At 35.7% G+C, this 25,400-nt stretch carries 30 protein-coding genes; 12 read left to right on the top strand and 18 right to left on the bottom strand.

Annotated features, from left to right (window positions below; all coding sequences use genetic code 11):
• Positions 1–8 precede the first annotated feature (8 nt).
• The gene (gene bacA, locus QRE67_RS06765; RefSeq protein WP_286124136.1) at positions 9–800 is read right to left on the bottom strand and encodes an undecaprenyl-diphosphate phosphatase; all 792 of its coding nucleotides are present in this window, start codon (positions 798–800) and stop codon (positions 9–11) included.
• A gap of 333 nt (positions 801–1,133) precedes the next feature.
• Between bacA and QRE67_RS06760 the strand changes: the two genes are divergently transcribed.
• The 3 genes from QRE67_RS06760 to QRE67_RS06750 all read left to right on the top strand — a co-directional run bounded on the left by QRE67_RS06760 (position 1,134) and on the right by QRE67_RS06750 (position 2,924).
• Positions 1,134–2,492, top strand: coding sequence for an MATE family efflux transporter (locus QRE67_RS06760; RefSeq protein WP_286124135.1), 1,359 nt, complete (start codon positions 1,134–1,136; stop codon positions 2,490–2,492).
• A 90-nt stretch (positions 2,493–2,582) separates the two neighbouring features.
• A complete protein-coding gene (locus QRE67_RS06755) occupies positions 2,583–2,756 on the top strand; it encodes a 2-isopropylmalate synthase (protein ID WP_286124134.1) in 174 nt (57 codons plus the stop codon).
• A gap of 18 nt (positions 2,757–2,774) precedes the next feature.
• Positions 2,775–2,924: a hypothetical protein gene (locus QRE67_RS06750; protein ID WP_286124133.1), complete on the top strand. Its 150-nt coding sequence runs from the start codon at positions 2,775–2,777 to the stop codon at positions 2,922–2,924.
• A 34-nt stretch (positions 2,925–2,958) separates the two neighbouring features.
• Here the strand turns inward: QRE67_RS06750 and QRE67_RS06745 are convergent, their stop codons facing one another.
• Positions 2,959–3,120: a hypothetical protein gene (locus QRE67_RS06745; protein WP_286124132.1), complete on the bottom strand. Its 162-nt coding sequence runs from the start codon at positions 3,118–3,120 to the stop codon at positions 2,959–2,961.
• A 173-nt stretch (positions 3,121–3,293) separates the two neighbouring features.
• Between QRE67_RS06745 and QRE67_RS06740 the strand changes: the two genes are divergently transcribed.
• Complete coding sequence (locus QRE67_RS06740) at positions 3,294–4,202, top strand: aminoglycoside phosphotransferase family protein (RefSeq protein ID WP_286124131.1); 909 nt, start codon at positions 3,294–3,296, stop codon at positions 4,200–4,202.
• Here the strand turns inward: QRE67_RS06740 and QRE67_RS06735 are convergent.
• The 4 genes from QRE67_RS06735 to QRE67_RS06720 all read right to left on the bottom strand — a co-directional run bounded on the left by QRE67_RS06735 (position 4,199) and on the right by QRE67_RS06720 (position 7,465).
• A complete protein-coding gene (locus QRE67_RS06735) occupies positions 4,199–4,360 on the bottom strand; it encodes a hypothetical protein (RefSeq protein ID WP_286124130.1) in 162 nt (53 codons plus the stop codon). The genes QRE67_RS06740 and QRE67_RS06735 overlap by 4 nt on opposite strands.
• Positions 4,361–4,460: 100 nt before the next feature.
• Positions 4,461–5,234 (bottom strand): hypothetical protein, encoded by a 774-nt coding sequence (locus QRE67_RS06730; protein WP_286124129.1) that lies wholly within the window; start codon positions 5,232–5,234, stop codon positions 4,461–4,463.
• Between the two features lie 24 nt (positions 5,235–5,258).
• A complete protein-coding gene (locus QRE67_RS06725) occupies positions 5,259–5,705 on the bottom strand; it encodes a flavodoxin (protein ID WP_286124128.1) in 447 nt (148 codons plus the stop codon).
• A 581-nt stretch (positions 5,706–6,286) separates the two neighbouring features.
• Positions 6,287–7,465, bottom strand: coding sequence for an amidohydrolase (locus tag QRE67_RS06720; protein WP_483298666.1), 1,179 nt, complete (start codon positions 7,463–7,465; stop codon positions 6,287–6,289).
• Positions 7,466–7,844: 379 nt separating this feature from the next.
• On the opposite strand from QRE67_RS06720, the gene QRE67_RS06715 reads away from it, so the two are divergent.
• The 5 genes from QRE67_RS06715 to dltD all read left to right on the top strand — a co-directional run bounded on the left by QRE67_RS06715 (position 7,845) and on the right by dltD (position 12,160).
• The gene (locus QRE67_RS06715) at positions 7,845–7,991 is read left to right on the top strand and encodes a teichoic acid D-Ala incorporation-associated protein DltX (RefSeq protein ID WP_286124127.1); all 147 of its coding nucleotides are present in this window, start codon (positions 7,845–7,847) and stop codon (positions 7,989–7,991) included.
• A gap of 12 nt (positions 7,992–8,003) precedes the next feature.
• Positions 8,004–9,518, top strand: coding sequence for a D-alanine--poly(phosphoribitol) ligase subunit DltA (gene dltA, locus QRE67_RS06710; RefSeq protein WP_286124126.1), 1,515 nt, complete (start codon positions 8,004–8,006; stop codon positions 9,516–9,518).
• The gene (gene dltB, locus QRE67_RS06705; protein WP_286124125.1) at positions 9,515–10,681 is read left to right on the top strand and encodes a D-alanyl-lipoteichoic acid biosynthesis protein DltB; all 1,167 of its coding nucleotides are present in this window, start codon (positions 9,515–9,517) and stop codon (positions 10,679–10,681) included. The genes dltA and dltB overlap by 4 nt, the downstream gene beginning before the upstream one ends.
• Positions 10,682–10,751: 70 nt before the next feature.
• Complete coding sequence (gene dltC / locus QRE67_RS06700; protein WP_286124124.1) at positions 10,752–10,991, top strand: D-alanine--poly(phosphoribitol) ligase subunit DltC; 240 nt, start codon at positions 10,752–10,754, stop codon at positions 10,989–10,991.
• Positions 10,988–12,160: a D-alanyl-lipoteichoic acid biosynthesis protein DltD gene (dltD, locus tag QRE67_RS06695; RefSeq protein WP_286124123.1), complete on the top strand. Its 1,173-nt coding sequence runs from the start codon at positions 10,988–10,990 to the stop codon at positions 12,158–12,160. Before dltC ends, dltD begins: the two co-directional genes overlap by 4 nt.
• A gap of 35 nt (positions 12,161–12,195) precedes the next feature.
• Here dltD and QRE67_RS06690 read toward each other — a convergent pair whose 3' ends face one another.
• Positions 12,196–13,275 carry an NAD(P)H-dependent flavin oxidoreductase gene (locus QRE67_RS06690; RefSeq protein WP_286124122.1) on the bottom strand — a complete coding sequence of 360 codons (1,080 nt, stop codon included), beginning with the start codon at positions 13,273–13,275 and terminating at the stop codon, positions 12,196–12,198.
• Between the two features lie 304 nt (positions 13,276–13,579).
• Between QRE67_RS06690 and QRE67_RS06685 the strand changes: the two genes are divergently transcribed.
• The gene (locus tag QRE67_RS06685; protein WP_286124121.1) at positions 13,580–14,506 is read left to right on the top strand and encodes a S66 peptidase family protein; all 927 of its coding nucleotides are present in this window, start codon (positions 13,580–13,582) and stop codon (positions 14,504–14,506) included.
• Between the two features lie 237 nt (positions 14,507–14,743).
• Here QRE67_RS06685 and QRE67_RS06680 read toward each other — a convergent pair whose 3' ends face one another.
• The 3 genes from QRE67_RS06680 to QRE67_RS06670 form a co-directional block, all read right to left on the bottom strand.
• Positions 14,744–15,142: an SseB family protein gene (locus tag QRE67_RS06680; protein ID WP_286124120.1), complete on the bottom strand. Its 399-nt coding sequence runs from the start codon at positions 15,140–15,142 to the stop codon at positions 14,744–14,746.
• Between the two features lie 110 nt (positions 15,143–15,252).
• Complete coding sequence (locus tag QRE67_RS06675; protein WP_286124119.1) at positions 15,253–15,831, bottom strand: cysteine hydrolase family protein; 579 nt, start codon at positions 15,829–15,831, stop codon at positions 15,253–15,255.
• Between the two features lie 10 nt (positions 15,832–15,841).
• A complete protein-coding gene (locus QRE67_RS06670) occupies positions 15,842–16,258 on the bottom strand; it encodes a carboxymuconolactone decarboxylase family protein (RefSeq protein WP_286124118.1) in 417 nt (138 codons plus the stop codon).
• A gap of 123 nt (positions 16,259–16,381) precedes the next feature.
• On the opposite strand from QRE67_RS06670, the gene QRE67_RS06665 reads away from it, so the two are divergent.
• On the top strand, positions 16,382–16,834 hold the full coding sequence (locus QRE67_RS06665; protein WP_286124117.1) for an Lrp/AsnC family transcriptional regulator: 453 nt from the start codon (positions 16,382–16,384) through the stop codon (positions 16,832–16,834).
• Positions 16,835–16,936: 102 nt separating this feature from the next.
• Positions 16,937–17,119, top strand: coding sequence for a DUF3913 family protein (locus QRE67_RS06660; RefSeq protein WP_286124116.1), 183 nt, complete (start codon positions 16,937–16,939; stop codon positions 17,117–17,119).
• A 213-nt stretch (positions 17,120–17,332) separates the two neighbouring features.
• Here the strand turns inward: QRE67_RS06660 and QRE67_RS06655 are convergent, their stop codons facing one another.
• From QRE67_RS06655 to QRE67_RS06620, 8 genes are all read right to left on the bottom strand, one after another.
• Complete coding sequence (locus tag QRE67_RS06655) at positions 17,333–18,367, bottom strand: CPBP family intramembrane glutamic endopeptidase (protein ID WP_286125202.1); 1,035 nt, start codon at positions 18,365–18,367, stop codon at positions 17,333–17,335.
• A 693-nt stretch (positions 18,368–19,060) separates the two neighbouring features.
• Positions 19,061–19,837, bottom strand: a complete 777-nt coding sequence (locus QRE67_RS06650; protein WP_286124114.1) for an ABC transporter permease — start codon at positions 19,835–19,837, stop codon at positions 19,061–19,063.
• A complete protein-coding gene (locus tag QRE67_RS06645) occupies positions 19,837–20,739 on the bottom strand; it encodes an ABC transporter ATP-binding protein (protein WP_286124112.1) in 903 nt (300 codons plus the stop codon). Before QRE67_RS06645 ends, QRE67_RS06650 begins: the two co-directional genes overlap by 1 nt.
• A gap of 14 nt (positions 20,740–20,753) precedes the next feature.
• Positions 20,754–21,545, bottom strand: a complete 792-nt coding sequence (locus tag QRE67_RS06640; protein ID WP_286124110.1) for an ABC transporter permease — start codon at positions 21,543–21,545, stop codon at positions 20,754–20,756.
• Entirely contained in the window at positions 21,542–22,240 is a 699-nt protein-coding gene (locus QRE67_RS06635; RefSeq protein WP_286124109.1) for an ABC transporter ATP-binding protein, read from the bottom strand. Before QRE67_RS06635 ends, QRE67_RS06640 begins: the two co-directional genes overlap by 4 nt.
• The gene (locus QRE67_RS06630; RefSeq protein ID WP_286124108.1) at positions 22,240–22,617 is read right to left on the bottom strand and encodes a GntR family transcriptional regulator; all 378 of its coding nucleotides are present in this window, start codon (positions 22,615–22,617) and stop codon (positions 22,240–22,242) included. Before QRE67_RS06630 ends, QRE67_RS06635 begins: the two co-directional genes overlap by 1 nt.
• 149 nt (positions 22,618–22,766) lie before the next feature.
• Positions 22,767–23,984, bottom strand: coding sequence for an acyl-CoA dehydrogenase family protein (locus QRE67_RS06625; RefSeq protein WP_286124107.1), 1,218 nt, complete (start codon positions 23,982–23,984; stop codon positions 22,767–22,769).
• A 13-nt stretch (positions 23,985–23,997) separates the two neighbouring features.
• The gene (locus QRE67_RS06620; RefSeq protein ID WP_286124106.1) at positions 23,998–25,185 is read right to left on the bottom strand and encodes a CaiB/BaiF CoA transferase family protein; all 1,188 of its coding nucleotides are present in this window, start codon (positions 25,183–25,185) and stop codon (positions 23,998–24,000) included.
• Positions 25,186–25,400 lie beyond the last annotated feature (215 nt).

Here is a 25,400-nt window from a genome sequence, read left to right as displayed (position 1 = left end):
CTTTTTTATTACATAATGAAGAAATAGAACACCGCTGCTACAATAAAACGATAGTATGCAAATGGTGTTAATTTCACACGTGCTAATAATTTTAAGAACGAAACAATTGCAAGCATTGCCACAACGAACGCTGTAATAAAGCCACTTGCAAATAGAGGGATATCTGCTACGCTTAATACATCCCAGCTTTTAATTAAATCTAACCCTGTTGCAGCTACCATCATTGGAACTGCTAAAATAAATGTATATTCAGCTGCTGCTGTATGAGATACACGAGCTAATAATCCACCACTAATTGTAGACCCCGAACGTGAAAATCCTGGCCATAGTGCTAAACATTGAAACATCCCGATTGTAAATGCTTGTTTATATGTAATCTCGTCCAATGTTTTTGCTGTACTTGGTCTTAAAAACTTCTCAGCAATAATCATTAAAATACCACCAGCAACTAAACTAATAACAACCGGTCCTGCTCCAAATAAAACTTCTTTAATTTTACTATGAAATAAGAATCCAAGTAATCCTGCTGGAATCATCCCGATAATAATGTGTAGTAAATTTAAAGACGGTCCTTGCGTCACTTTTCCAATCCCTACCAAAGACCATAACCGTTTCCAAAATACAACGACAACTGCTAGAATCGATCCTAACTGAACAAAAACTTCAAATGTTTTTGCTTTATTCCCTTCAAATCCAATTAAATGTCCTGTTAAAATCATGTGACCTGTTGATGAAACCGGTAAAAATTCCGTTAACCCTTCAACAGCCCCCATAATTAAACCAATTAACCAATCAGCCACGGGGCGTGCCTCCTTAATACCTTAACATATACTTTTTTTTCATACCTTCTCATAATACCGTATCCTCTTTTAAAGTGCATCTTTTTTTCAAGTTGCTTCAAAATATATAAGTGATTTTCCCGAAATGTATTTCTTTTCTATTTTCGCTTTAAATTGTATGATAAAGTGAAACTTTTATCAGTGGGTGTTCTTTGTCCACCACTGATAATTAGCCCTCATCAATCGGGCTCTTACGGGCAGTTCCCCCTTATCTAGCCTTTGATTTTGTAAGCAGAGTTACTGTCTGTTTGTGCGTGGTAAAAGCAGTTTGGTCTTATATGGAAAGGAGTCTTTATGAAAGAAACAACTTCACTCTCACAGAAAATGAAACAATTTTTCTTACTATTTTTCCCGATTTTTGTGACGCAAATGTCTTTATTTGCCATGAGCTTTTTTGATACAACAATGTCTGGACATGCGAGCTCCACTGATTTAGCAGGGGTTGCGATTGGTACGAGCATCTGGATTCCTGCCAGTACTGGATTAACAGGAATTTTAATGGCAACGACGCCAATTGTCGCTCAACTTGTCGGTTCCAAACAAAAAGAAGAAGTACCTCATATTGTTATGCAAGCTGTTTACTTAGCGATTCTAGTCAGCTTCATTGTAATTATCATCGGATACTTTGCTGTTACTCCAATCTTACATGCGATGAATTTAGAGGAACAAGTTGAAAGTATCGCAGCTCAATTTTTAAGTATTATCGCAATCGGTATTATTCCATTATTTGTATATACGGTATTACGTGGCTTTATCGATGCATTAGGAAAAACGCGCACCTCGATGATTATTACTTTACTCTCTTTACCAATTAACGTCATTTTAAATTATGTATTTATTTTTGGTCATTTTGGCTTTCCAAAGTTAGGTGGAGTTGGCGCAGCAATTGCTTCCGCTGCGACGTATTGGTGCATTTTACTCATCACCATTATTATTATTCGTACGAAAGAACCTTTTGCATCTTTCGGTATATTTCGGCGTTTATACCGCCTGTCTATCTCAAGCTGGAAAGAATTATTAACACTCGGCGTACCAATCGGCTTTGCTATCTTTTTCGAAACGAGTATTTTTGCTGCAGTTACGTTATTTATGAGCAACTTTGATACAACAACAATTGCCGCCCATCAAGCAGCAATGAATTTTGCAACACTGTTATATATGACGCCTTTAAGTTTAGCAATGGCTATGACCATTACAGTCGGCTTTGAAGTTGGAGCAAAGCGCTATGAAAGCGCAAAACAATACGGGTTTATCGGCATAGGGCTCGCAATTGCTTTTGCCCTATTCTATTCTGTTCTCCTCTTTTTCTTCGACGATCAAATTGCATCTATTTATACAGCAGATGCAACTGTCCATCATTTAGCAAAAGAGTTTCTAATATTTGCGATTTTATTCCAAATTTCCGATGCAATCGCTACTCCAGTACAAGGCGCATTGCGTGGTTATAAAGATGTGAATGTCGCCCTAATTATGACGCTAATTGCATATTGGATCATTGGTCTCCCACTTGGTTATGTACTGGCGACATACACATCTTGGGCAGCAAAAGGATATTGGATCGGTCTTATTTTAGGTCTAGCATTTGGCGCAGCCTTTCTGCTCATTCGTCTCTTTCAAGTACAAAAAAAATATGCAATGCAAAAAAGTCGCTAATATTCGCGGCTTTTTTATTTTCTTTTTTCCTCGTCCTGCATAGTTCCTCTTCGTAACGTACAACCTAGTGAAAAAGAAAGGTGCAAACATATGGATGAAAAGAAAGAACATTCTTCCTATGATGAAGAGTTCGCTCCTGAAATTTCTCCTGGATATCGACAAGATGTTCATACACCACCTCGATACAAAAACACTTCTTTTTTAATCGGGATTGGTATTTTCGGAGCAATATTACTTGTACTCATTATTTTCGTTTATTTTTAAATGAAAGAAGGCTTACGTATGACAAATCAATCCTCAACATTTCGTAAAAGAGTGGTAAAAACACAAAAAGGTTATGCTGGCGATTCAGTAAATGAACTAAAGCAAGTCGAACAGGGAAATCTTGAAATAAGTAAGAAGGAAATTGGTCAACAAAATGAGAACTTGTGAAAACAAAAAAATGTCCCTACACTGGGGACATTTTTTAATGTACACTCTGTTGCTGTTCACAAATTTTAAAAATGCTCTCTTCTTTTACAATCTTCATTGTATAGCTTAACTTCATTTCATCAAAAAATAATTGATTCACTTCTTTACTACTTAGATTTTCAAATACTTGATAGTCGTCTATTGGTTTGACTCTCACAAAAGCATCCATGGCATAAAATCAAAAAAACAAAATACATAATACCAGTGTCAGCATTACTATTTTTTGTTCTTATTAGACATCATACACTCTCTTTTTGATTTCTGATAATATTAAATAGAAAGAAAATTATCAAGAGGTTTTAAATAAGAAACGAAAAGAGGTTAAATAAAATGAGTTCTTATATGCAACATGTACAGCGAGCACTACAAAATGTGACGATACACTCTTGTAAACAAAATGACAAGGGCTGGGACAATGTAGCTATTATCATCAATCAGGAATGGCTATTTCGTTTCCCGCGAAAACTTGAGTACGCAAAAAAAATACCCCGTGAAAAACAATTATGCGAGGTACTTTCTCAATCCTTACAAAATATAAAGATTCCGCAATATCACCTTTTATATAAAAAGAAAACAGATACAATTCCTGTATGCGGTTATTATAAACTCATTCATGGTGAACCATTTACTCGAGAAACATTAGAACGCTTAACATCCCATGAACAAAATGAAATCATAACACAGCTCGCTTCATTTCTTGCTGCTTTACATATGATTCCGGTAGAAAGCGCAATAAAATGTGGCTTTCCAGTTGAACATCCTACCTCATACTGGCGGCAACTTCAAAGTAAACTGGAACATTATCTTTCTAGTACGCTCACAACGCCAAAAAGAAAAGCACTTGATTATTTTTTTGAAGCCTTTTTTGAACAAATACATGTATCCGCTCTTTCACAAACCATTATTCATGCCGATTTCACACATCAGCATATTTTATTTCATGAGGAGCGAAATCAGATTGCCGGCATTATAGATTTCGGAGATGCCCAAATTGGAGACCCTGCCTTTGATTTTGCTGGGTTATATAACGACTTCGGTAGTGAATTTACATATGAAGTATATAAACAATACCGCACACTCGCTCCTCATCGCGATCCATCATTCTTTAAACGCATCATTCACTTTTATCAATATAGCCCTCTATTGCATAATCTTATATATGCTTTTGAGATAAACGATATAAAAATGATTGAAGAAAATCAAAAGGAGCTTGGGCAAATATTTCAGGGAATGTGCTAAACCCTTTCCCTCATTTCCTTTTCCTCATACATCATCAGTTTCTTATCCATTTCTACGATTAACTTATACATTTGAAACGCTTGAAAAATTTGCAGTTGAACGAAAAAAGGAGCCTGCTGTTTTTTTAACCATTGAAACACTTCAAATTCGTTTTCCATTAATCATCTCTCCCTCTTCTATTTTCGCCTTGCACATGTAGCGTAAATGATGAAAAGCTTTTCATGTCAATAGCAAAAAAGAGTACGAAATCGCACCCTTTTAATGGACTATAGAATTGTTTTGTATAGGTTCATCTTTTACTTCATCAACTTTACATTCATTACGAAAGGCACATCCAATACATTCAGAGTGAAATGTTCTTTCTACATAATGCTCTGGTTGCTGTAAAATTTCTTTCATCCTATACAAATCACTCATTCCCGTCATAATATCTTGTTGCTTTGGAACATATTCACTGCTAGTCCCTTCTATTAAATTAATAATTTCAATTTTCTCTGGAAGAACACTAAAAGCTTTATAACAAAACACAGCTGTTAACTTTTGAAAAAGAGCAAGCATTTCTTCGTTTGCATCGACAACAAATTTTTTAATCACAAATGATTGTGTAGACCATTCCCCAACTTCAAATGTTAATGAAATATGCACACCCAACTCTTCCATATATGTTTGTAACTTTTCATATAAAAATAAAGGTGGTGTTCTGCCCGAATCACTTTTTACATACCGCAACAGGTGATCAGTTAACTTTGCAAGAACAATATAATATTCTGCTTTAGAAGAGAACATTCCAATACGCACTTTACTCCAATGTCTTTCTAGTAACTCTAATACAAGCACTGTTGTTTGTTTTTCTGCTGGTGACATGTAATAGTCACTTATAATTTGATTTACAATCGCTTGAACTATTTGCTGCCATTCAAACAAAGACGGTTCTCTTCTTTTTATATAACGGAAATAAAATTTATGCGGACAGCGCATAAAATCATATAAATGATAATCCGTCATTGTTTTCATTGAGATTTTCCCCTGCACTCGCTCTTCATCTCCCTCTCGCCATTAAGAAAGGTGTTTTACAAACTCTGCACCAAATTGAAGACATTTCTCTACATCCTCTTCTTCTGGCGTTAATTCTACTTTTAATCCTTCCAGTACAACTTCTGCACCACGTTCTTGTAACTTTTCTACTAAAATATCAACAGCTGCACCGTATTTGGGATATGCAGAATCACAAGATCCAAATACCGCTGCTTTTTTGCCTGCTAAATCAATCTCTTCCATCTCGTCATAGAAATCCAAGAAATCGTCTGGCAGTTCTCCATCCCCCCACGTATACGCTCCCAGAATAATTCCATCATATCCCTCTAATACAGATGCTTCCGGCATTGTCATCATATCAATGACTTCAATTTCTTTTCCAGTTTCACGAATAGTTCCTGCAATATGATCCGCCATCTCCTCCGTATTTCCACTCATACTTGCAAAAATCATTACTAATTTGCTCATTTGACTCTCTCCCTTGATTATGTATCACTTTTTCTGTTTTGTTTACTATGTCTTCTTCTACGTATTCATCACGAATGACACGATACTGCTACCCTATATGTTCATCTTTATTTTTTATTTCTCTTTGTTGGAAGCGAAATTTCTTCATCTCTCCCTCTTCCATTCCCCTACTTTCTAATCAGTTGATAATAATTATCAATTCCAATTATAAGATTAGATTAATTGAAAACAATTATCAAAGTCAATAACTATTTTTAAAAAAATAATGAAAAGGTACAAGCTTGTCCGTTGGGAGTTCATATACTATAAATGAGCATAGTTCTTTCTCAAAACCCTCTCTAACGGAAAGAATATAGAAGCAACTGCGATAATCGCAGTTGCCTTTTTTTGTACGATATAAAATGAAACCTTGATTAGTGAAGGGCTTCATCCTCACTAATCATTAGCCCTCACCAATCGGGCTTTTACGGGCAGTTTATTCCCCACCTAACTTCTTGACTTCCTGCCGAATTTTGAGGTGGAGTATTACTGCCCGCAAGTAGCGGGATAAATCTTAGTGAATGTTTGCTCCCAATCCTTACTTAGATTTTTAGTAGCTTTATTGTCGCCTGTAAAAATAATTGTGCTCCATAAACTAAAGCCGATTCATCCACATCAAATTTCGGGTGATGATGCGGATAAACAGTCTTTTTCTGCTGATTCCCAGTTCCTAATTTAATAAAACATCCTGGAGATTTTCTCAAATATGCAGAAAAATCTTCTCCACCCATCGAGGGAGAAAGCATTGCGATTCTCTCTTTCCCAAACAACTCTACTGCACTTTCCTCTACTATGTTCGTAATGACATCATCATTAATAACCGGATCATAACCATAGCGATACGTATAGTTATACGTTGCACCATGTGCTCCTGTAATTCCCTTTGCAATTTGCTCAATCATCTCTTCCGCTTCTTTTCTCAACTTTTGATCAAAACAGCGTACGGTTCCCATGAGATGTGCTGCATCAGGAATAATATTATCCGCTGTCCCCGCATGAAATTGCGTTACTGAAACAACTCTTTGCATAATAGCACCTGTTTTTCTGGACACAATATGTTGTAAATTCGTAATAATTTGTGCCCCAATTGCAATGGGATCTACTGTTTCTTCTGGGCGAGCGGCATGTCCCCCTCTTCCTTTCACCTCAATTGTAAATACATCTGGGGCTGCCATCATGGGACCATATACAATCCCAATCTTTCCACTTTCTAATCCAGACATCACATGTAAACCGATAATATAATCAACCCCATCCATCACACCAGCTTGCACCATTTCTTGGCCCCCACCTGGATATACTTCTTCAGCATGTTGAAATAAAAGACGGATTTCCCCTTCCCAATTATCATCCATTTTTGCTAACGCTTCCGCTGTCCCTAATAAAATTGCCGTATGTGCATCATGTCCACATGCATGCATCACACCCGGAGCAACTGATGTATAGGGCCGCGATGTTTCCTCTTGAATCGGTAGTGCATCCATATCCGCTCGAATCGCTACTACTTTGCCAATCTTCTTTCCTTTTTTCGTTGCCATGACACTATATGGCGTTGGTCTTGTCACCTCGAAAAAAGAAAATGTGCATAATGTATCGTATACAAATTGCGAAGTCTGTTTCTCATGAAATGATAATTCAGGAAATTGATGCAAATGTCGTCGCCACTTTATAATATTTTCTTCTGAAATATATGCTAACCAATCCCTTTGTATATGCGCCATTCCTTTCAACCTCCTTTTTAATTCTTACCAGCTTTATTCCATTGTTATTACACAATGTCCTTGTAGCAGAAGTATTTCCAGATAACTTCTTTGCTTTTTGCTGAACTTTGGGGCTGGGATATTACTGCCCGCGAATAGCGGGATAAAAATTCACTCCAAACTGTCTTCTTGTTTCAAAGGTAACAAATCGATTACAATTCTATACAGAATGTAATATAATTACTAAGTTAGGGATTTTCTTTTTTAGTATTTAGTGCTACTATCAAAAAAGAGCCTTTTTACCCTGCATTTACCTAAAATGTGGAAATTTAGTTTTTTTCACAATAAAGTAGGATATGATACCTACATACAGTTACTATTTCATAAGAGAGGGAAAGACATGGAAAGATTAAAAGAGATATGGTCTAAACCACTCACACAATGGTTTGCAAAAACTTTTTATTACCTTGCAATTTTGTTTACTTTGCTATGGTTGTATGGATTCCATGATACAAACACAAGCACATTTATTTACAATGAATTTTAGGGTGGGAACGTTATGAAGTTATTAGAACAAATCGAAAAGTGGGCGGTTGAAACGCCTGACCAAACCGCTTTCGTTTGGCGAGATGCGAAAATTACTTACAGACAATTGAAAGAAGACTCTGATGCGTTAGCCCATTGGATCTCTTCAGAATATGAAGATGATCATTCACCAATTATGGTATATGGCCATATGCAACCAGAGATGATTGTCAGTTTTTTAGGGTGTGTAAAAGCTGGCCATGCTTACATTCCAGTGGATTTATCTATACCAGCTGATCGTGTACTACGTATTGCCGAAAGTTCCGGTGCGAAGCTACTTTTATCACCAACAGAGGTGACCGTAGCTGGCTTACCAGTTCGCATCGTATCTGAAAACCACTTAAAAGATATTCTCTTTACTCATAAAGGGCAAACACCAAATCCTGAACATGCGGTAAAAGATGATGAAAACTTCTACATTATTTACACATCAGGAAGCACAGGTAATCCAAAAGGTGTGCAAATTACGTACAATTGTCTTGTAAGCTTTACAAAATGGGCAGTTGAAGATTTCAACTTACAAACAGGACAAGTATTTGTGAACCAAGCACCTTTCTCATTTGATTTATCTGTGATGGATGTTTACCCATCGTTAGTAACAGGTGGTACACTTTGGGCCATCGATAAAGATATGATTGCACGTCCAAAAGACTTATTCACTTCTTTAGAACAATCAGATATAGGTGTATGGACATCAACACCATCTTTTGCAGAAATGTGTTTAATGGAGCCATCCTTCTCTGAAAGTATGCTGCCAAATATGAAAACATTCTTGTTCTGCGGTGAAGTATTATCAAATGATGTAGCAAGAAAACTATTAGAACGCTTCCCAAAAGCAACAATTATGAATACGTATGGCCCAACAGAAGCAACTGTAGCTGTCACAGGCATTCATGTTACACAAGAAGTCGTTGATACCTATCAATCCCTTCCAGTCGGCTACTGCAAATCCGATTGTCGCCTTCTTATTATGAAAGAAGATGGTACAGTTGCACCAGACGGCGAAAAAGGTGAAATCGTAATTGTTGGTCCAAGCGTAAGCGTCGGTTATTTAGGAAGCCCTGAATTAACAGAAAAAGCATTCACTGTTATTGATGGCGAACGTGCTTACAAAACAGGTGACGCTGGTTATTTAGAAAACGGTCTTCTTTTCTATAACGGTCGTCTTGATTTCCAAATTAAGTTACATGGTTATCGAATGGAATTAGAAGAAATCGAACATCACCTTCGTGCTTGCTCTTATGTAGAAGGAGCAGTTGTAATCCCTATAAAAAAAGGTGAACGATACGATTATTTATTAGCAGTTGTTGTACCTGGAGAACATTCATTTGAAAAAGAATTCAAATTAACATCTGCAATAAAAAAAGAACTCAATGAGCGATTACCAAACTACATGATTCCAAGAAAATTCATGTACCAATCTTCTATTCCAATGACACCAAATGGAAAGGTAGATCGCAAAAAATTATTGAGTGAGGTTACAGCATGACCGCATATGGATCATTTTATTTTTTCGCTATAGTAGGCATTTTATTGATACCTACTATCGTAGCTGGATTAAAAGGTAAAATGTTACGCAAATATAATGCTGTTTTAACGCTAATCATGCTTGTTATTATCTTCTCAGATAAAATACATCAAGCTAAGATGCTAGCGGCATTTATTATTTGGCAATACATCCTTATTAAAGGCTACTTACTATTAAGAAAACGAAATAATAACACGCTTACGTTCTGTATTGCTGTTATTTTATCGATTTTACCATTGGTTTTGGCCAAAATCGCACCATTTGCACCTGACTTAAAATTTATTGTTTTTGCTGGTATGTCCTATGTAACATTTAGAGCTGTGCAAATGGTCTTTGAAGTTCGTGATGGTTTAATTAAAGAAATTTCTTTCTTTAATTTCTGGGAATTCGTCCTGTTCTTCCCTGCCATCTCAACTGGACCAATCGATCGTTATCGAAGATTCCAAAAAGATATACAGAAGCCACCAAGTGCTGAAGAATATCAGAAGCTACTATATACAGGGATTAACCGTATTTTCCAAGGGTTTCTGTATAAATTTATAATTGCGTATTTACTAAAGCAACACATAACAGACGCAGCATTTGCTAACGCAGATACAATTACTTCCAATATAATATACATGTATGGCTATAGTTTATATTTATTCTTTGACTTTGCAGGATATAGCTCATTCGTAATTGGTGTCAGTTATATGATGGGGATTAAAACGCCAGAAAACTTTAACAAACCATTTATCAGTCGTAACATTAAAGACTTCTGGAACCGTTGGCACATGAGCTTATCATTCTGGTTCCGTGACTTTATTTATATGCGCTTTGTCTTTTTCGCAACAAAGAAAAAATTAATTAAAAATCGCTATACGATCTCATACATCGGTGCATTTTTAAACTTTTTCATTATGGGAATTTGGCATATTGCAGGTCATAATGTTTATCAGTATATTATTTACGGTCTCTATCATGCTGCTTTGTTTATCTTTTTTGATATTTTCGAACGAAAAAACAAAAAGCATAAGTTTTGGCCAAATAATAAAATCATGCATGTCGTTGCAATTGTAATTACGTTCCATGTTGTTTGTTTTGGTTTCCTAATCTTCTCTGGTCACCTGAACAGATACTTTTAGTTTATAACTTCTTTTATTACAACTAAGAAGTTACACATAATATATTTCGGATATAAAGGAGATTTTAAAAATGGCAGAATTTAAAGAGCAAGTATTAGATATTTTAGAAGAAGTATGTGAAAACGATATTGTAAAAGAAAATCCGGACGTACAATTATTTGAAGAAGGTATCCTTGATTCTTTCGGTACAGTATCTTTATTAGTAGAATTCCAAGAGCGTTTAGAAATTGAAGTATCTATTTCTGATTTTGATCGTGATGAATGGGCAACACCGAACATGATCGTTAAGAAACTGGAAGATATGCGATGAAAAAAGCAACTTTTGGTCCGATGCTCCTAGCATTGGCCCTTTTTGCTGTATTCTTACTTATTCCAATACGCTTTTTATCACCTCTTGTCAGTGATAAAAAAGTGGAACAAGCTGCAACTTCTGTAACAGAAGAGAAAATACAAAGTATGATTTTACAGCAAAAAATGCTAGAAGATCCGAAGTACCTTCCGATGTATGGTTCATCGGAGTTTAAACGACTGGATGCTTATCACCCATCCAGCTACTTTAAAGTAAAACCAGAAGGCTTTACACCATTTCTTCTCGGGCGTGGCGGAACACAAAACCTTATCCATGTATTAAACTTTGCATCAACAATGGACGATTTAAAAGATAAGAAAATGATCTTTGTTCTTTCACCGCAATGGTTTGTACCGCAAGGCATTGATGAGTTGCACTTTGCACCTAACTTTTCAAAACAACAAGGCTACCATTTTCTTTTCAATAATGACTTAAAGCCTGAAATGAAAAAACACATTGCAAAGCGCTTATTAAAATTTGATATTGTAAAAAAAGAAACATTACTAAAAACATCTCTAGAAGGTATTGCCTATGATGATACGAAGTATAAAGTAAAAGCTATTGCAGCTAAGCCATTTGCTTATATTTATCGTAATATTTTAGATCGTAAAGACTTGTTTACAGTAATGTTCAATATTAAACCGCCTAAACAACAACTTGATCCTGCTTTGAAAAACATGAACTGGGAAGAAGCACGCAAACACGCTGATCAGACTGGTGCAGCTGAATCTAAATCCAATAAATTTGGCATTGATGATTCTTATTTCCATAATAAAATTAAGAATGTTCAGCAACGAAAAGGCTATTTAGCACGCGCGTCTTATGATCAATCTCCAGAATATGAAGATTTACAAATTGTTCTTGATCTGTTAAAACAGACTGGTGCAAAACCACTCTTCATTTCTGTCCCAGTTAAAGGACCTTGGTATGATTATGCAGGTTTCCCAAAAGAACGACGTGAATTATATTACAAAAAAGTTCATGAGCAAATTAAACAAGCTGGATATCCTATCGCTGATTTTTCTAATCATGAATATGATAAATATTTCTTAAAAGATCATATGCATTTAGGTTGGAAAGGTTGGGTATACATCGACGAGGCAGTTCAAAAATTTTATAAAACGAACTAAGAAAAAGAACGCTTGAATGATTCAAGCGTTCTTTTTTATACATGTATCTGCAGCTTTTCTACTGTTACTCTAGCTTCTTCCACTATGCGTTCCACAATTTGCTGTGCAGACTCTCTTCTCGCTAAAGAAGATGCCTGTCCTGCCCAAAGAGACATATATGCTCCCGTATTTTGCTTAGCCGCTATCTGACGTATTTTAGATGTTAACACATTTTGAACAGGATACATTGGCAACTCAGCTTCTCTTCCTTTATGCTGTTCAATAAATGCATTTCGAATGCCTCTTGCATATTTACCTGAAAATGAGCGTGTCACAGTTGTACTTGTATCTGTACTATGTAGCACCGCTTCTTTATGTACTTCATGTGTAACACTTTCTTCACTTGTTAAAAATGCCGTACCCATTTGAACACCTTCTGCTCCTAACGCATAAGCAGCAACAGCGCCCTGTCCATTCATAATCCCTCCTGCCGCTACAATCGGAATCTCTGGAACTGCTGCTACAAGTTGCGGAATCAACGCAAATGTTCCAATCATGGAGTCTTGCTCTTTTCCAATGAAAGTTCCGCGGTGTCCCCCTGCTTCACTACCTTGTCCCACGATAACATCAACACCTATTTCAGCAAGTACCTTTCCTTCCGCAACATTTGTTGCTGTTCCAATTACCTTTATTCCTTCTTGCTTCAATGATGTGATTTCCTCTCTCTCTAGCGTTTGAAAAGCAAAACTCACAACGGGTACCTTTTCTTCTATTAAAACTTGTAACTGTTCTTTATAACTCTTCGGAAGTTGCACCGATTGTTCTTCCTCTTCTACTCCTAATTCTTTTTGTATCGGTTCTAACAAAAGTCTCGCTGCTTTTACTTTTTCTTCAACAACCTGTATTTCTTTCGTAATTAATAGATTTACTGCAAACGGCCGGTCTGTTAACTTGCGTATATCACAAATAGCTTGGCGAATTTGTTCCGCACTCATATACCCTGCTCCTAGCGTGCCAAGTCCACCACTATTACATACAGCAGCAACGAGTTCTGGTGTTGTAATCGCCCCTGCCATACCTGCTTGAATAATCGGATATCGTGTTTGTAATATATCATTTACTCTGCTTGAAAACATTCTTCTCTCTCCTTTCATATATATAAATACAAATTAAAAAAACGACATAAAACTCTTCTTTTTAGGTGGGAGAGAGCATCCGACCATGCATAGAAGCGGTCAGATCCTTTTCCTGTCCAGACATAGTGAAAACAAAGAGAGAAAACGAGTGCGGGTACCTTTTGTTATCCATAGCCGCGGCTTATATGTCGAAAAATCAAAATGGATTTATATAATATCTTCTTGTTTCAACAAACTTTTCCCTTCTTTTACAAGGATTGAACTGCTTATAAACGAATATATTGAAAGTAAAGGGGGAGATTACATGCTTCAGCCAAATGCTCTACAAAAAGGCGATACTGTTATGATTATTGCTCCAGCAGGTCCACCAACAATTGAACACATTCTTGCAGGAAAAAACATACTAGAACAAATGGGACTATCTGTTATCGTTGGACAAAGTGTCTATGAAAAACATGGTTATTTAGCTGGAAATGATGCAATGCGTCTTCACGATTTACATGAATCGTTTGCAAACCCTATTGTGAAAGCTGTTTTTTGTGCAAGAGGTGGATATGGAAGCGCTCGTCTTCTTCCTCATATTCATTATGAACTCATTCGAAACAATCCAAAAATCTTTTGGGGCTATAGTGACATTACTGCTCTACATATCGCTTTTTCACAGTATGCACAGCTCATTACATTTCATGGACCTATGATTGAAGAACTCGGTAAAGGACTCGATTCTCTCTCTCTATCTTCTTTCAATCAGCTATTTCATCCTTATTCTACTATTTTAAAAGCAACAGAATGTCTGGCTTCTTCATCCTCATGTACGGTTTCTGCACCGTTAATTGGTGGAAATTTAACAGTTCTTACAAGCACACTTGGAACACCGTATGAAGTAAATACAGTGAATAAAATTTTATTACTTGAGGATGTCGGCGAAGAACCATATCGCATCGATCGTATGTTCAATCAATTACGTTTAACTGAAAAACTGAGTCAATGTGCAGGTGTGATTTTCACAAGTTGCCAAGACTGTATAGCCTCTAAACACTCTTTATCCTTACAAGACATTTTGTATGACTATCTCGTCCATTACAATATTCCGGTTATGTTTGGCTTTCCTATCGGACACATTCAACCTAATATTGGCATTCCACTTGGTATTACTGTCACAATGAATACTGAGAAAAATACATTGGCTATTCCTTCGGGTGTGAAACTATCCCGCACTAATGAGCAATAACATGTAAGTAAAACATCCAGCCATTCATTAAACTCAAAAAAGGAAAAGCTTTTTATCGCTTCTCCTTTTTTATTTGTTTTTCTTATTCTTATTTTTATTGTTGCTTTTATTGTTGTTTTGATTACTTTTTTGTTTTGTGTTTGAAGATGATTTTTTCTTCGCATTATTATTTTTCGCCATGTTCTTCACCTTCTCTCGGTCTACGATATGACCACAAGGGAAAATGGCGACAATTTTTTACTTATAATAATTAAAAATTCTTCCTGATGCAATATCAGTAATCTCTTCTGGGATAAACGTTTTATTAAATTCAGTACCAACATTTAATACGGCTGTCGCCTCTTTATCAATGCTTTCAAACAACTCTTTTCCTCGTATCGTAATAAGGGGTGTTCCTTCCGGCAACACTTCTTGTACAAATTCCAACTGTGTAAAGAACGGGACAATCCATCTTCCTTCACCTTGGAAATAGCGTAGGCGCACTGTTCCTTCTGTTTCAGAAACATCTGCCTCAACAGATCCAGCAACATAAAAATGGGTTGTTAGCAATAACTCATAAAATTCCTTTTGTTTTTGTTTATCATCCTCAGCTAAAACGAGTACCGTTTCTATTTTCTTTAATGGAATTTGTTCCATCTGCTGCCACCCCTGCTTTCAAAATAATTGTACTGTAATTATACAAAATATTCTTATTTTTTTCTATATAATTATTATATATTTTATTGCGATAATATCAAGCTAAAACGTTACATTGTTACATATGAACTACTTCTTACTTTCTCTAATACTTCAGAAGTTGTAGTAATTGTAGCAAACTCTTCATGAAGATTTACGAGTGTCATTTTATGAATTTCTTCTGCACGAAATTGTGTACCGTCTGGTCCTTGTCGATCAAATGTAGCGGTCGCATCGCTTACCAAATAGGTTGTAAATCCTAGATTCCCTGCCATTCGCGTTGTTGTCTCTACGCAATGATTTGTTGTTAATCCCGTAATAACAACCGAGTTACAATGATTGTCTTTCAATAGTTGTTCTAAGTTTGTTCCAATAAATGCACTATTTACATACTTTTGAATGATTGGCTCATCTTGTATTGGTTTTACCTCTTCTTTAAAAGCAATCGTTTTTGAATTTGGATGAAACATAGATTCTGGATTATCTTTGTTAACATGCTGAATATGAAAAATCGGTAATTTTTTTCTTCTCCATTCTTCTAATAAAATTTGGATATTCTCTTCTGCAAATGGATTATTTCGCCTCCCCCAATTCGGTAAATCAAATGCCTTTTGAACATCAATTATAACAAGAGCTACTTGGTGCATCACTTGCTGCCTCCTACTCTGCTGCTTGTAATTGAAATAAAAATCCGAGTTGTTGCGAAGCTGAAATAAAACAAATATACGCACACAATTCCACAATCTCAGCTTCACTCCAATATTGTTTTAATACATGAAACATCTTATCATCTATTGCCGAACGATTATGTACAAATAGATGTGCAAAAGTTACAGCAACACCTATCTCTTCTACTTTTTGTATATCATTTGGTTTCCCTTTTGCCATGCAATACGGACATTCATTTCCAAATGCAAGTGTTCTTCGCACTTGCTCTTTTAATTCTGCAGAAAGCCTTCCTTTTTCATATAATGTGCTTTCTAATGAACTCCAATCATGTAGTAAATCCGGACAATGCCCTAATAATTTTTGAAATCTTGTTTCTCCTACATCTGATAATGAAATTCTCTCCATCATTTCCCCCCCTATTCCTTACTCTTTTATTGTAAAATAAATAAAGTATTCTTTACATTTCATATGAATCTTTATTGATTGATTTTCTTTACAATAATTATTATTTTACTGGGGGTATATTTACATATGCAATTAGATCGTTTAGATCGTAAAATTTTAAATGAATTATATAATGATAGCCGTCTCTCCATGCGCGAACTATCAAAACGCGTAAACTTATCCGCTCCTTCTGTTACAGAACGTGTGCGTAAATTAGAAAGTGAAGGTGTAATTCAAAAGTATACAATTGATATCGATTATAAAAAGGCTGGTCTTGTTTTAGACTGTATTTTAGAAATCACATTAAAAAATGGCGATACAACTCGTATGCAGCAATTTATTCAATCGTATCCAACCGCAAGCTTTTGTTATCGCGTAACAGGAAGCCTTTGTTATATTGTTAAAATCTCTGTCCCTTCATTAGTCGAGCTTGAAGAATTTATTAATGATGTTTCTTCATATGCAACAACAGTTTCTCATATCGTATTATCAGAAGTATCTCTTACTCCTGATATTGAACACATTTTCCCAGAAGAGTAAAATTAATTTTTATTCAAAATTTCTTTTAAAACCCCTTACAAAAAGAATAAAAATGTTTTATTATGTATTAAAATACATAAAGTTCGAGAAAGGGGCATCACAGTGAAAATCTGGTTTTACGAAAAAACAACGCAAGAGGATGATTTACTTGGCATTTGGGATAATGTTCCCACCATACCTCGAATTGGGGAAAAAGTAGAAATTTTAAAAGCCGTTCGTACTGTCACAGATATTAAATATGTAAAAAACGGAAATAATTTTCATGTTGAGATTGTCATCTATTAAAATAACAGCTCTCCTATATCAATATGGAGAGCTGTTATTTTAATTCATTTTGATTTTTCGACATATAAGCCGCGGCTATGGATTACAAAAGGTGACCTGCACTCGTTTTCTCTCTTTGTTTTCACTATGTCTGGGCAGGAAAAGGATCTGACCGCTTCTATGCATGAATGGATGCTCTCTCCCACCTAAAAAGAAGGGCTTTATGTCGTTTTTTTAATTTGTATTAATATAGCGAGATTCATCTTTTGTAATTATAATTTTATCGCCTGCTACTTCAACCTTAACATAATCATTCTCTTCTAATCTTAACTGATTCACAGCTTCATCTGGTAATTCTACAGCCATGAGTCGTTCTGCTAAAATGACTTGACTGTAACTATACGCTTCTTGTTTCTGTAATGACACCATTTTCTTCCCTTCGTCAATGACACGAAGACACGGTACCCCTACTTCCGTTACAGTACGCCAATTTCGACGAATAAATGGAATCAGCCATATGAAGCTAATCAGGATCACAACGAGCCCAATCCATAAATTACTTTGTGACTGCAATTCAGCAATAGGAGGCACCTCATCTGCTCCTTCACCACTGCTGAATTGAATAACTGTTGCAATAAAATTATTTAATGCGTGCACAGCAATATTCGTCCATATATTTCTCGTTTTTATGTACAGAAGACACATAATAACGCCAAATAGAAATGCCCCAATGACATCAAAATGTCCTAAACCAAAAATAAGAGAAGAAATGATAATTGCTCGCTTAATTCCCCATTTATAGGTCATACGATTTAAGAAAAAACCGCGAAAAATCACTTCTTCCATAATTGGTGCAAAAATACAAGCTGAAATAAAACTAAATACTAGCGCATAAGGACTACTCATATCAATGGTATCTTCACTCAACATTCCAATTAAGAAGTCCGGAAAAAGATGCGCTAATATGTAAAACTGAATAAAAGATATACCAAATGCAAAAAACATTCCCATTGCAGTTGCAATAATAATTAACTTCCATGATAATGCTGTTGGTTTATCAAAGAAACTCGTAAACAAAACATTATTGTTACGAGTTTTATAGAAAAGCCAGAGCAATGGAAACACAAAAAAAACAAGCGTTTGTAGCGCAACTTCTATTACATTCTCTGGAACATTCACAATAGATAACGGTACTAATGTTACAATTGTTCCTAAAATCATCCATACAAAAAAACTACGAAGTCGTATACGTGAAAATGCGTACTGAATAAAAAACACCCCCAAGATGATATATGTATATTGTAATATGAATATCGTGAAAATTCTTCCTATTTTTCTCAGTTCCTTTTTAATAAAGTGAAACTTCCATCAGTGAGGATTTTTCATCCCCCACTGATGATTAGTTAAACGAATCAGGCTTTTACGGGAAATTATTTCCTACCTATCTTCTTTGATTTCTTGGAGTCTTGAGGTGGGAGGTATTACTGCCCCTGAATAGCGAGATAAATAACCCACTTCCTACCACATGGGCTATGCCCTACACGTGCTTGAGGAAAGAGGCTTCTGTTGGATTTCTATTAAAATATGTATTTAAGAAGTCTATTTTTTACAACTATATAAATACAAATTAAAAAATCGACATAAACCCCTTCTTTTTAGATGGGAGAGAGCATCCATTCATGCATAGAAGCGGTCAGATCCTTTTCCTGCCCAGACATAGTGAGAACAAAGAGAGAAAACGAGTGCAGATCACCTGTTGTTACCCATAGCCGCGGCTATATGTCGAAAAATCAAAATGGATTTATATATCTTCTTAAATACATATGCATTCGCTACCCTGCAAGACCATATGAAACAAAAAAAAGATCCCAGGTTTAAAAAACACGGAGTGCTGGGATCGTGAAAAAACAGAAGAAAAAGTTGGTTAATAAAAACCCCTGCTTACCGCGGGGATTTTTATTATTATAGTACATCGCGTTTTTGGAACAAAGCACTGGATGCAACGAGTAAAACTGCAAAATAAGCAATCACAAGCAATAATGATGTTGTGAAATTAAATTCTGTAAATGGCGATTTTGCACCACCACTAATTAATTTATCACTATCATACACACTTAAATTTAAATGGAATGTAACAACATATTTTGCAATTCCTTTCGCAAATTGAAAGAAAACGATTTGAATAAGTCCTTCCAAGAAAAATAAGAATAATGTAATAACAAGCGGTAAAACAGATTTTCTAAAAATATTTGCTAGGAAAAAGGCAACTGTTGCGTAAAATAACATCGGTAAAATCTTATACAATACATGTTTTATCATGACTGTAAATGTGATTTCACCTGCTCCACTACCAAAGAAAACCAATCCAATTAGCATAACAATTGGTATAGAAATGAGACAAATAAGAAGAACTGCTACTATGACTATCACATATTTCGAAAATAAAACAGTAACACGTTTTCTTGGTCGGATAAGCAATTGCTTAATCGTTCCTTTTTGAAACTCATCTGTAATGGTACGAGATGCAAGAGTAATCCCAAAAATTGTAGCAAATGTAATAACCATTGCCATAATTTCATCTGCAAATACTAGAAAACCTTCAAATTGCATATCTGCTGGAGCCCATGTTTTTATAATAATTGCTGCTGCAATTTCTAATACAGCTAATACACCTAATAAAATATACATACTCTTTTTCGCATGTAACTTTAACAATTCATTTTGCATTAATTTTATCATTATGCTCCCACTCCCCCTGTAATTGCTAAGAACTCATCTTCTAATGTTTTATTTTGAACCGTTACACCATATACAAGCACGTCAGCATGAACAAGTTTTTTTACGAGCTGCGGAATCTCCTCTTTCGTTACTGATGTAACAATTACATTCCCTTGCGCCTTACCTTTAATCACTTCATTTGCATTCTCTACTTGATCCACTTCAAATGTTACCACAACTGTTTCATCGTTTTTCGCTTGCTCATGCAAGTTATACTCTTGTACAAATTGACCATTCTTAATGATAACAACACGGTCACACATCAATTCAATCTCACTTAACAGATGGCTCGATACAATTACGGCAATGTTTTCTTCTTTCGCTAAACGCTGTAAGTAATCACGAATTTGGCGAATACCAGCTGGATCTAATCCGTTTGTTGGTTCGTCTAAAATTAATATTTTCGGTTTATGTAGAAGTGCTTGTGCAATTCCAAGACGTTGTTTCATTCCCAGTGAATATGTTTTTACTTTCTTATGAATGGCATGCTCTAAATCTACAAGCTTCACAATTTCAGCAATACGTTCTTTGCTAATCGGCGTAATTGCCATATTGGCAAAATGCTTTAAATTTTGCATCCCTGTCATATATTCATATAGTTCAGGGTTCTCTACAATTGCTCCGATATGCTCTAGTGCTTTTTCACGCTCTGTACGAACGCTATGACCACAAATTGTAATATCACCTTCTGTCATGGCAATAAGACCTGTCATCATACGAATTGTCGTCGTTTTCCCGCTACCATTTGGTCCAAGAAATCCGTATACTTCCCCTTCTTGTACTTCAAACGAAAGACCACGAATAATTTCTGTGCTACCTATTTTTTTATGGACGTTTTCTAATTTTACTACTACGTTTCCCAATGCTTGTTCCTCCTTTAGAGTTCTAGTTTTTTGTCGATGATATGACTTGTCATTAATACTAATAGAAAGGTTAACAACAAACTAAAACATAAATAAGTAATGTTTGAAGTATCACTAAAATAAAAAGATGTTTCAAAAAAACCATTTTTATTTATAAATCCAGCATCTTTTACAGAAAATATATATCGATCTATTTTTTCTAAAATATTAGTTACTGCAAGCTGAATTCCACTAAAAATGAAAAAGAAAAATATAAATAGTACCTTACTTAATGAGGGTTTTATATTAAATAGTTTTATAAATACAATTAAGAAATACAAAGAAACTAATGTATTTATTAAATCTACAAGCCATAAAAAAATAGAAAACAAATGATGGAACAAACCATAATTATACAAACTATTAATAGCTTGTTGAATCTCTCCACTTGTCTTTTTCTCATATATATTTAAAGAAAGAAAATGTAAAAAAGCAATACTTATTAGAGATAGCAAAATAAACATTATTATAAAAAACAGCAAATTGGCATATATATATTTCTCTGATGGAATTGCAGTATACCGAATCATAGAACCTTTTAACATATTTCGAAAAGAAGAGAGTGCCAGCAAGAAGATTGAAAATACAGTTATACAAAATAATATTATAAATATGATTAATATTATTTCTTGTCTATTTGGAATCATTGTCCTCGAAGATCCCTTCATATTAAATAATAGAATTAAAGAAATAGTAATAAATCCGAAATAAATTACCCATATTTTCTTTCTATTACAGTTATATAAATATCGAAGGAGTTGACTCATTTTCCAAACACCTCCTTAAACAGCTCATTTACCGCCTTCCCTCTTTGAAAACGAAGTTCTTCCACGTTCTCATGTAATACAATTTCTCCATCCTTTAAAAAGATAACTTCATCAAAGATATTTTCAATCTCACCAATTAAATGAGTAGAAATTAAAATAGTACAATCCTCACGATAAAATTGGAGGATGAGCTCTAGCACATGTTCTCGTGAAACAGGATCAATTCCGCCAAGCGGTTCATCTAATACATATAGTTTTGCTTTTCGCGAGAACGTTAAAATAAGCTGTAGTTTTTCGACCATCCCTTTGGATAAAGAAGTAATTTTTTCTTCTAACGGTATTTTGAATTCAGCTATTGTATCCACTGCTTTTTGAATATCAAAATCTTGATAAAAGTCACGATAAAAAAATAAAGCATCTTTTACAGTCAGCCATTCATCAAATATCGGACGATCCGACATAAATGAAACAATTTTTTTCGTTTCTAAGCCAACCTTCTTACCATCAATCAAAATTTCTCCTTCAGAAGGATGCTGCAGGCCCACAATCATTTTCAATAACGTCGTTTTTCCGCTCCCATTATCTCCAACAAGACCTATAATTTTCCCTTCTGTTATCGTCAATTTCAAATCTCGAATCACTGCTTTTAAAGCATATCGCTTCCAAAGGCCTTCTATTTTTACTAACCCCTCCATCAGTTCCCCTCCTTTTTCTCTTCCAATGAAGAACGGAGAATCGAGAGAATTTCTTCTTCTGTAAACCCTAGATTGTCCATTCCGTTTATAAAAGAATGTAGTAACTCTTTTGACATCTCTTTACGCAGCTCCATAATTTTCTCTCCTTCGCTCGTCACATATCTTCCCATTCCTCTACGTGTCACGACGATACCATCACGTTCTAACTCTTGAAATGTACGTTGAATCGTATTCGGATTCACTTGTAATTCACTTGCTAACTCACGTACGGAGGGGATTTTATCACCAGGCTGTAAATGGCCTGTTACAATTTCTTTTTTTATGTATTCCATCACCTGAATATAAATCGGGATATTGGGAGAAAACTCAATTTTCATTTCTTCCCTCCTATCGTTCTAGTGTACTAGTTAAATAATACACCGAAACAAAACAAATGTAAATACTTGTAATTTTAAAATATATATTAAAAAATAAAAAACAGTGCAATTTCAATTGCACTGCCTTCCCGTACCATTTATTTATTTATTTATTTATTTAATGTTCCTACTACACTCTCTTCAAAAGGCCATTTCGGTAACATGTTGCGAAGCTCTTTATCAGAACGATAACCGAGCGCATACTCAGCCTGCATAATTGTGTGGATTTCACGTGTTCCTTCGTAAATAACCGGTGCTTTCGCATTTCGTAAATACCGTTCTACAGGGAACTCATTCGAATAACCATATGCACCGTGCACCTGCACTGCATCATTTGCTGCTTCGAACGCTGCATCACAAGCAAGCCATTTCGCCAAAGACGTTTCACGTGTATTACGCTTCCCTTCATTTTTTAACCATCCTGCTTTATAAACCAATAAACGTGATACTTCTAGATTGGCAGACATCTTTGCAATCATTTGCTGTACAAGCTGGTGTTTCCCAATTTCTTTGCCAAATGTCTTTCTCTCTTCACAATACTTTACACTTGCTTCTAAACTCGCTTGAATCAGTCCACATGCACCTGCAGCCACTGTAAAACGTCCGTTATCTAATGACGCCATTGCGATTTTAAACCCCTCTCCTTCTTCACCAAGAAGGTTCGATGCCGGTACCTTAACGTCATCTAAAAAAACTTCTCCTGTATTGCCAGCCCGAATGCCAAGCTTTCCTTTTATTGCTTTTGTCGTTACACCCGGAAATGTCCGTTCTACAATAAAACAAGAAATACCGCGGTGCTTTAATTCATGATTTGTTTTAGCAAAAATTAAAAAGTGATCTGCTACATCGCATAAAGAAATCCATGTTTTCGATCCATTTAATACATAGTAGTCTCCTTCTCGCACCGCTGTTGTTTGCATCGCAACGACATCTGATCCTGCATTTGGTTCTGTTAAACCAAACGCTCCAATTTTTTCTCCTTTTGCTTGTGAAACGAGGTATTTTCGCTTTTGCTCTTCTGTTCCCCATTGCAAGAGTGTCATACTATTCAGTCCTGTATGTACAGATACAGCTGTACGAAAAGCCGTATCACCACGTTCTAATTCCTCACAAATAATAGCGAGCGTGTTGTAGTCCATACCAACGCCACCATACTTCTCTGGAATACAAACGCCCATAAATTGTAATTCTGCTAAACGCTTCAAAATTTTTTCTTCAAAATGCCCTTTTTCATCCCATTCTTTAATATACGGAATAATCTCATTATCTACAAACGCCCTTACCACTTTTCTTACACTTTGTTGTTCTTCTGTTAAAGAAAAATTCATTTCTGACGCCTCCTTATATCCATTGATTTTTTTTCATTTCGACAATTCTTTCCGAAGAATATCCTAATTCCTGCAAAATACGCTCTGTATGTTCTCCGTGAAGCGGTGGATGCTTTCTCATAAGCGTTGGTGTCTTTGATAGTTTCAATGGGGAACCAACAAGTTTAAGGTTTTCGATGGTTGGATGCTCCATATAAATCGTCATCTCTCGTACTTGCGCTTGCTCTGTTTCTAATGCTTCTTTCACATTGAAAATTGGGCTATTTGGAATACCGACTTCATCCAAAAGCTTCTTCCATTCCTCTTTTCCTTTCTTTTTCATTTCTTTTGCAATAATGGCTACAAGTTCCTCTTTATTTTGAAGACGAACTGCATTTGTTTTATAACGGTCCGAACTCGATAAGTCTTGTCTACCAAGCAAGAGGCAAAATTTGTGAAACTGTCCGTCGTTTCCTATCGCTACCACAAGGTCTCCGTTCTTCGTCGCAAATACTTGATAAGGAACGATATTCGGATGCTGATTACCAAGTCTTAACGGAAGCTCTCCTGTGCACAAATAATTGCTAGCCACATTTACTAATGCAGCTAGTTGTGAATCAAATAAAGAAATATCAACTTCTTGTCCTTCTCCTGTTCGGTTTCGATGCTGCAAAGCTGCTAAAATCCCAATACACGTAAAGAGACCTGTCAGCACATCTGAAATCGCAACACCTACTTTCGCCGGTTCTCTATCACTTTCTCCTGTTATACTCATTAGACCGCTCATTGCTTGAATCATATAGTCATAGCCTGGAAGATGTGAGGCGGGACCATTCTGCCCGAATCCACTAATAGAAGCTAGAATAATATCTTCCTTCACTGTTTTTAACGTCTCATACCCAAGCCCCATTCGCTCAAGTGTTCCCGGCTTGAAATTTTGCACGACAATATCAGCATCAGAAATAAGATTTTTCAAAATATCCTTTCCCATTTCCGATTTTAAATTTAATGTAAGGGATTGTTTATTGCGATTTGCACAAAGAAAATAGGCACTTTCTCCTCCAACGAAAGGCGGTCCCCATTCTCTTGTATCATCACCGTTTACTACATTCTCAATTTTTATTACCTCAGCTCCTAAATCACCGAGAATCATCGTACAAAAAGGACCAGCAAGAACGCGAGATAAATCAACAATTTTGATTCCCTGTAATGCTCCTTCCACTCCCTCTCCTCCTATAGTAAAAAACCAGTAAAGCCCACTATAAAGAAATGCAACATGATGGTTTACTGGTTTGTATTTACAAGTTATTTTATAAAGTGAAACTTTTCTCAGTGAGCTTTTTCTTCATCCCTTACTAAGAATAAGCCCCGCCTTTCTTCTATACATTTCTTTAAATCTTGAAGCGGGGGCTTACTTTCCGTTAATGCAGGATAAGA

The sequence above is a fragment of the Bacillus sp. DX3.1 genome, from assembly GCF_030292155.1.
Taxonomy (GTDB): Bacteria; Bacillota; Bacilli; order Bacillales; family Bacillaceae_G; genus Bacillus_A.
This window is presented reverse-complemented; position numbering and strand designations above follow the sequence as displayed.

Bases quoted from the DNA above. Each gene is read 5' to 3' on its own strand.
- QRE67_RS06760 (WP_286124135.1), top strand. From the start codon at position 1,134: ATGAAAGAAACAACTTCACTCTCACAGAAAATGAAACAATTTTTCTTA.
- QRE67_RS06755 (WP_286124134.1), top strand. From the start codon at position 2,583: ATGGATGAAAAGAAAGAACATTCTTCCTATGATGAAGAGTTCGCTCCT.
- QRE67_RS06750 (WP_286124133.1), top strand. From the start codon at position 2,775: ATGACAAATCAATCCTCAACATTTCGTAAAAGAGTGGTAAAAACACAA.
- QRE67_RS06740 (WP_286124131.1), top strand. From the start codon at position 3,294: ATGAGTTCTTATATGCAACATGTACAGCGAGCACTACAAAATGTGACG.
- QRE67_RS06735 (WP_286124130.1), bottom strand. From the start codon at position 4,360: ATGGAAAACGAATTTGAAGTGTTTCAATGGTTAAAAAAACAGCAGGCT.
- QRE67_RS06725 (WP_286124128.1), bottom strand. From the start codon at position 5,705: ATGAGCAAATTAGTAATGATTTTTGCAAGTATGAGTGGAAATACGGAG.
- QRE67_RS06720 (WP_483298666.1), bottom strand. From the start codon at position 7,465: ATGGCGCATATACAAAGGGATTGGTTAGCATATATTTCAGAAGAAAAT.
- QRE67_RS06715 (WP_286124127.1), top strand. From the start codon at position 7,845: ATGGAAAGATTAAAAGAGATATGGTCTAAACCACTCACACAATGGTTT.
- dltA (WP_286124126.1), top strand. From the start codon at position 8,004: ATGAAGTTATTAGAACAAATCGAAAAGTGGGCGGTTGAAACGCCTGAC.
- dltB (WP_286124125.1), top strand. From the start codon at position 9,515: ATGACCGCATATGGATCATTTTATTTTTTCGCTATAGTAGGCATTTTA.
- dltC (WP_286124124.1), top strand. From the start codon at position 10,752: ATGGCAGAATTTAAAGAGCAAGTATTAGATATTTTAGAAGAAGTATGT.
- dltD (WP_286124123.1), top strand. From the start codon at position 10,988: ATGAAAAAAGCAACTTTTGGTCCGATGCTCCTAGCATTGGCCCTTTTT.
- QRE67_RS06690 (WP_286124122.1), bottom strand. From the start codon at position 13,275: ATGTTTTCAAGCAGAGTAAATGATATATTACAAACACGATATCCGATT.
- QRE67_RS06685 (WP_286124121.1), top strand. From the start codon at position 13,580: ATGCTTCAGCCAAATGCTCTACAAAAAGGCGATACTGTTATGATTATT.
- QRE67_RS06680 (WP_286124120.1), bottom strand. From the start codon at position 15,142: ATGGAACAAATTCCATTAAAGAAAATAGAAACGGTACTCGTTTTAGCT.
- QRE67_RS06670 (WP_286124118.1), bottom strand. From the start codon at position 16,258: ATGATGGAGAGAATTTCATTATCAGATGTAGGAGAAACAAGATTTCAA.
- QRE67_RS06665 (WP_286124117.1), top strand. From the start codon at position 16,382: ATGCAATTAGATCGTTTAGATCGTAAAATTTTAAATGAATTATATAAT.
- QRE67_RS06650 (WP_286124114.1), bottom strand. From the start codon at position 19,837: ATGATAAAATTAATGCAAAATGAATTGTTAAAGTTACATGCGAAAAAG.
- QRE67_RS06640 (WP_286124110.1), bottom strand. From the start codon at position 21,545: ATGAGTCAACTCCTTCGATATTTATATAACTGTAATAGAAAGAAAATA.
- QRE67_RS06635 (WP_286124109.1), bottom strand. From the start codon at position 22,240: ATGGAGGGGTTAGTAAAAATAGAAGGCCTTTGGAAGCGATATGCTTTA.
- QRE67_RS06630 (WP_286124108.1), bottom strand. From the start codon at position 22,617: ATGAAAATTGAGTTTTCTCCCAATATCCCGATTTATATTCAGGTGATG.
- QRE67_RS06625 (WP_286124107.1), bottom strand. From the start codon at position 23,984: ATGAATTTTTCTTTAACAGAAGAACAACAAAGTGTAAGAAAAGTGGTA.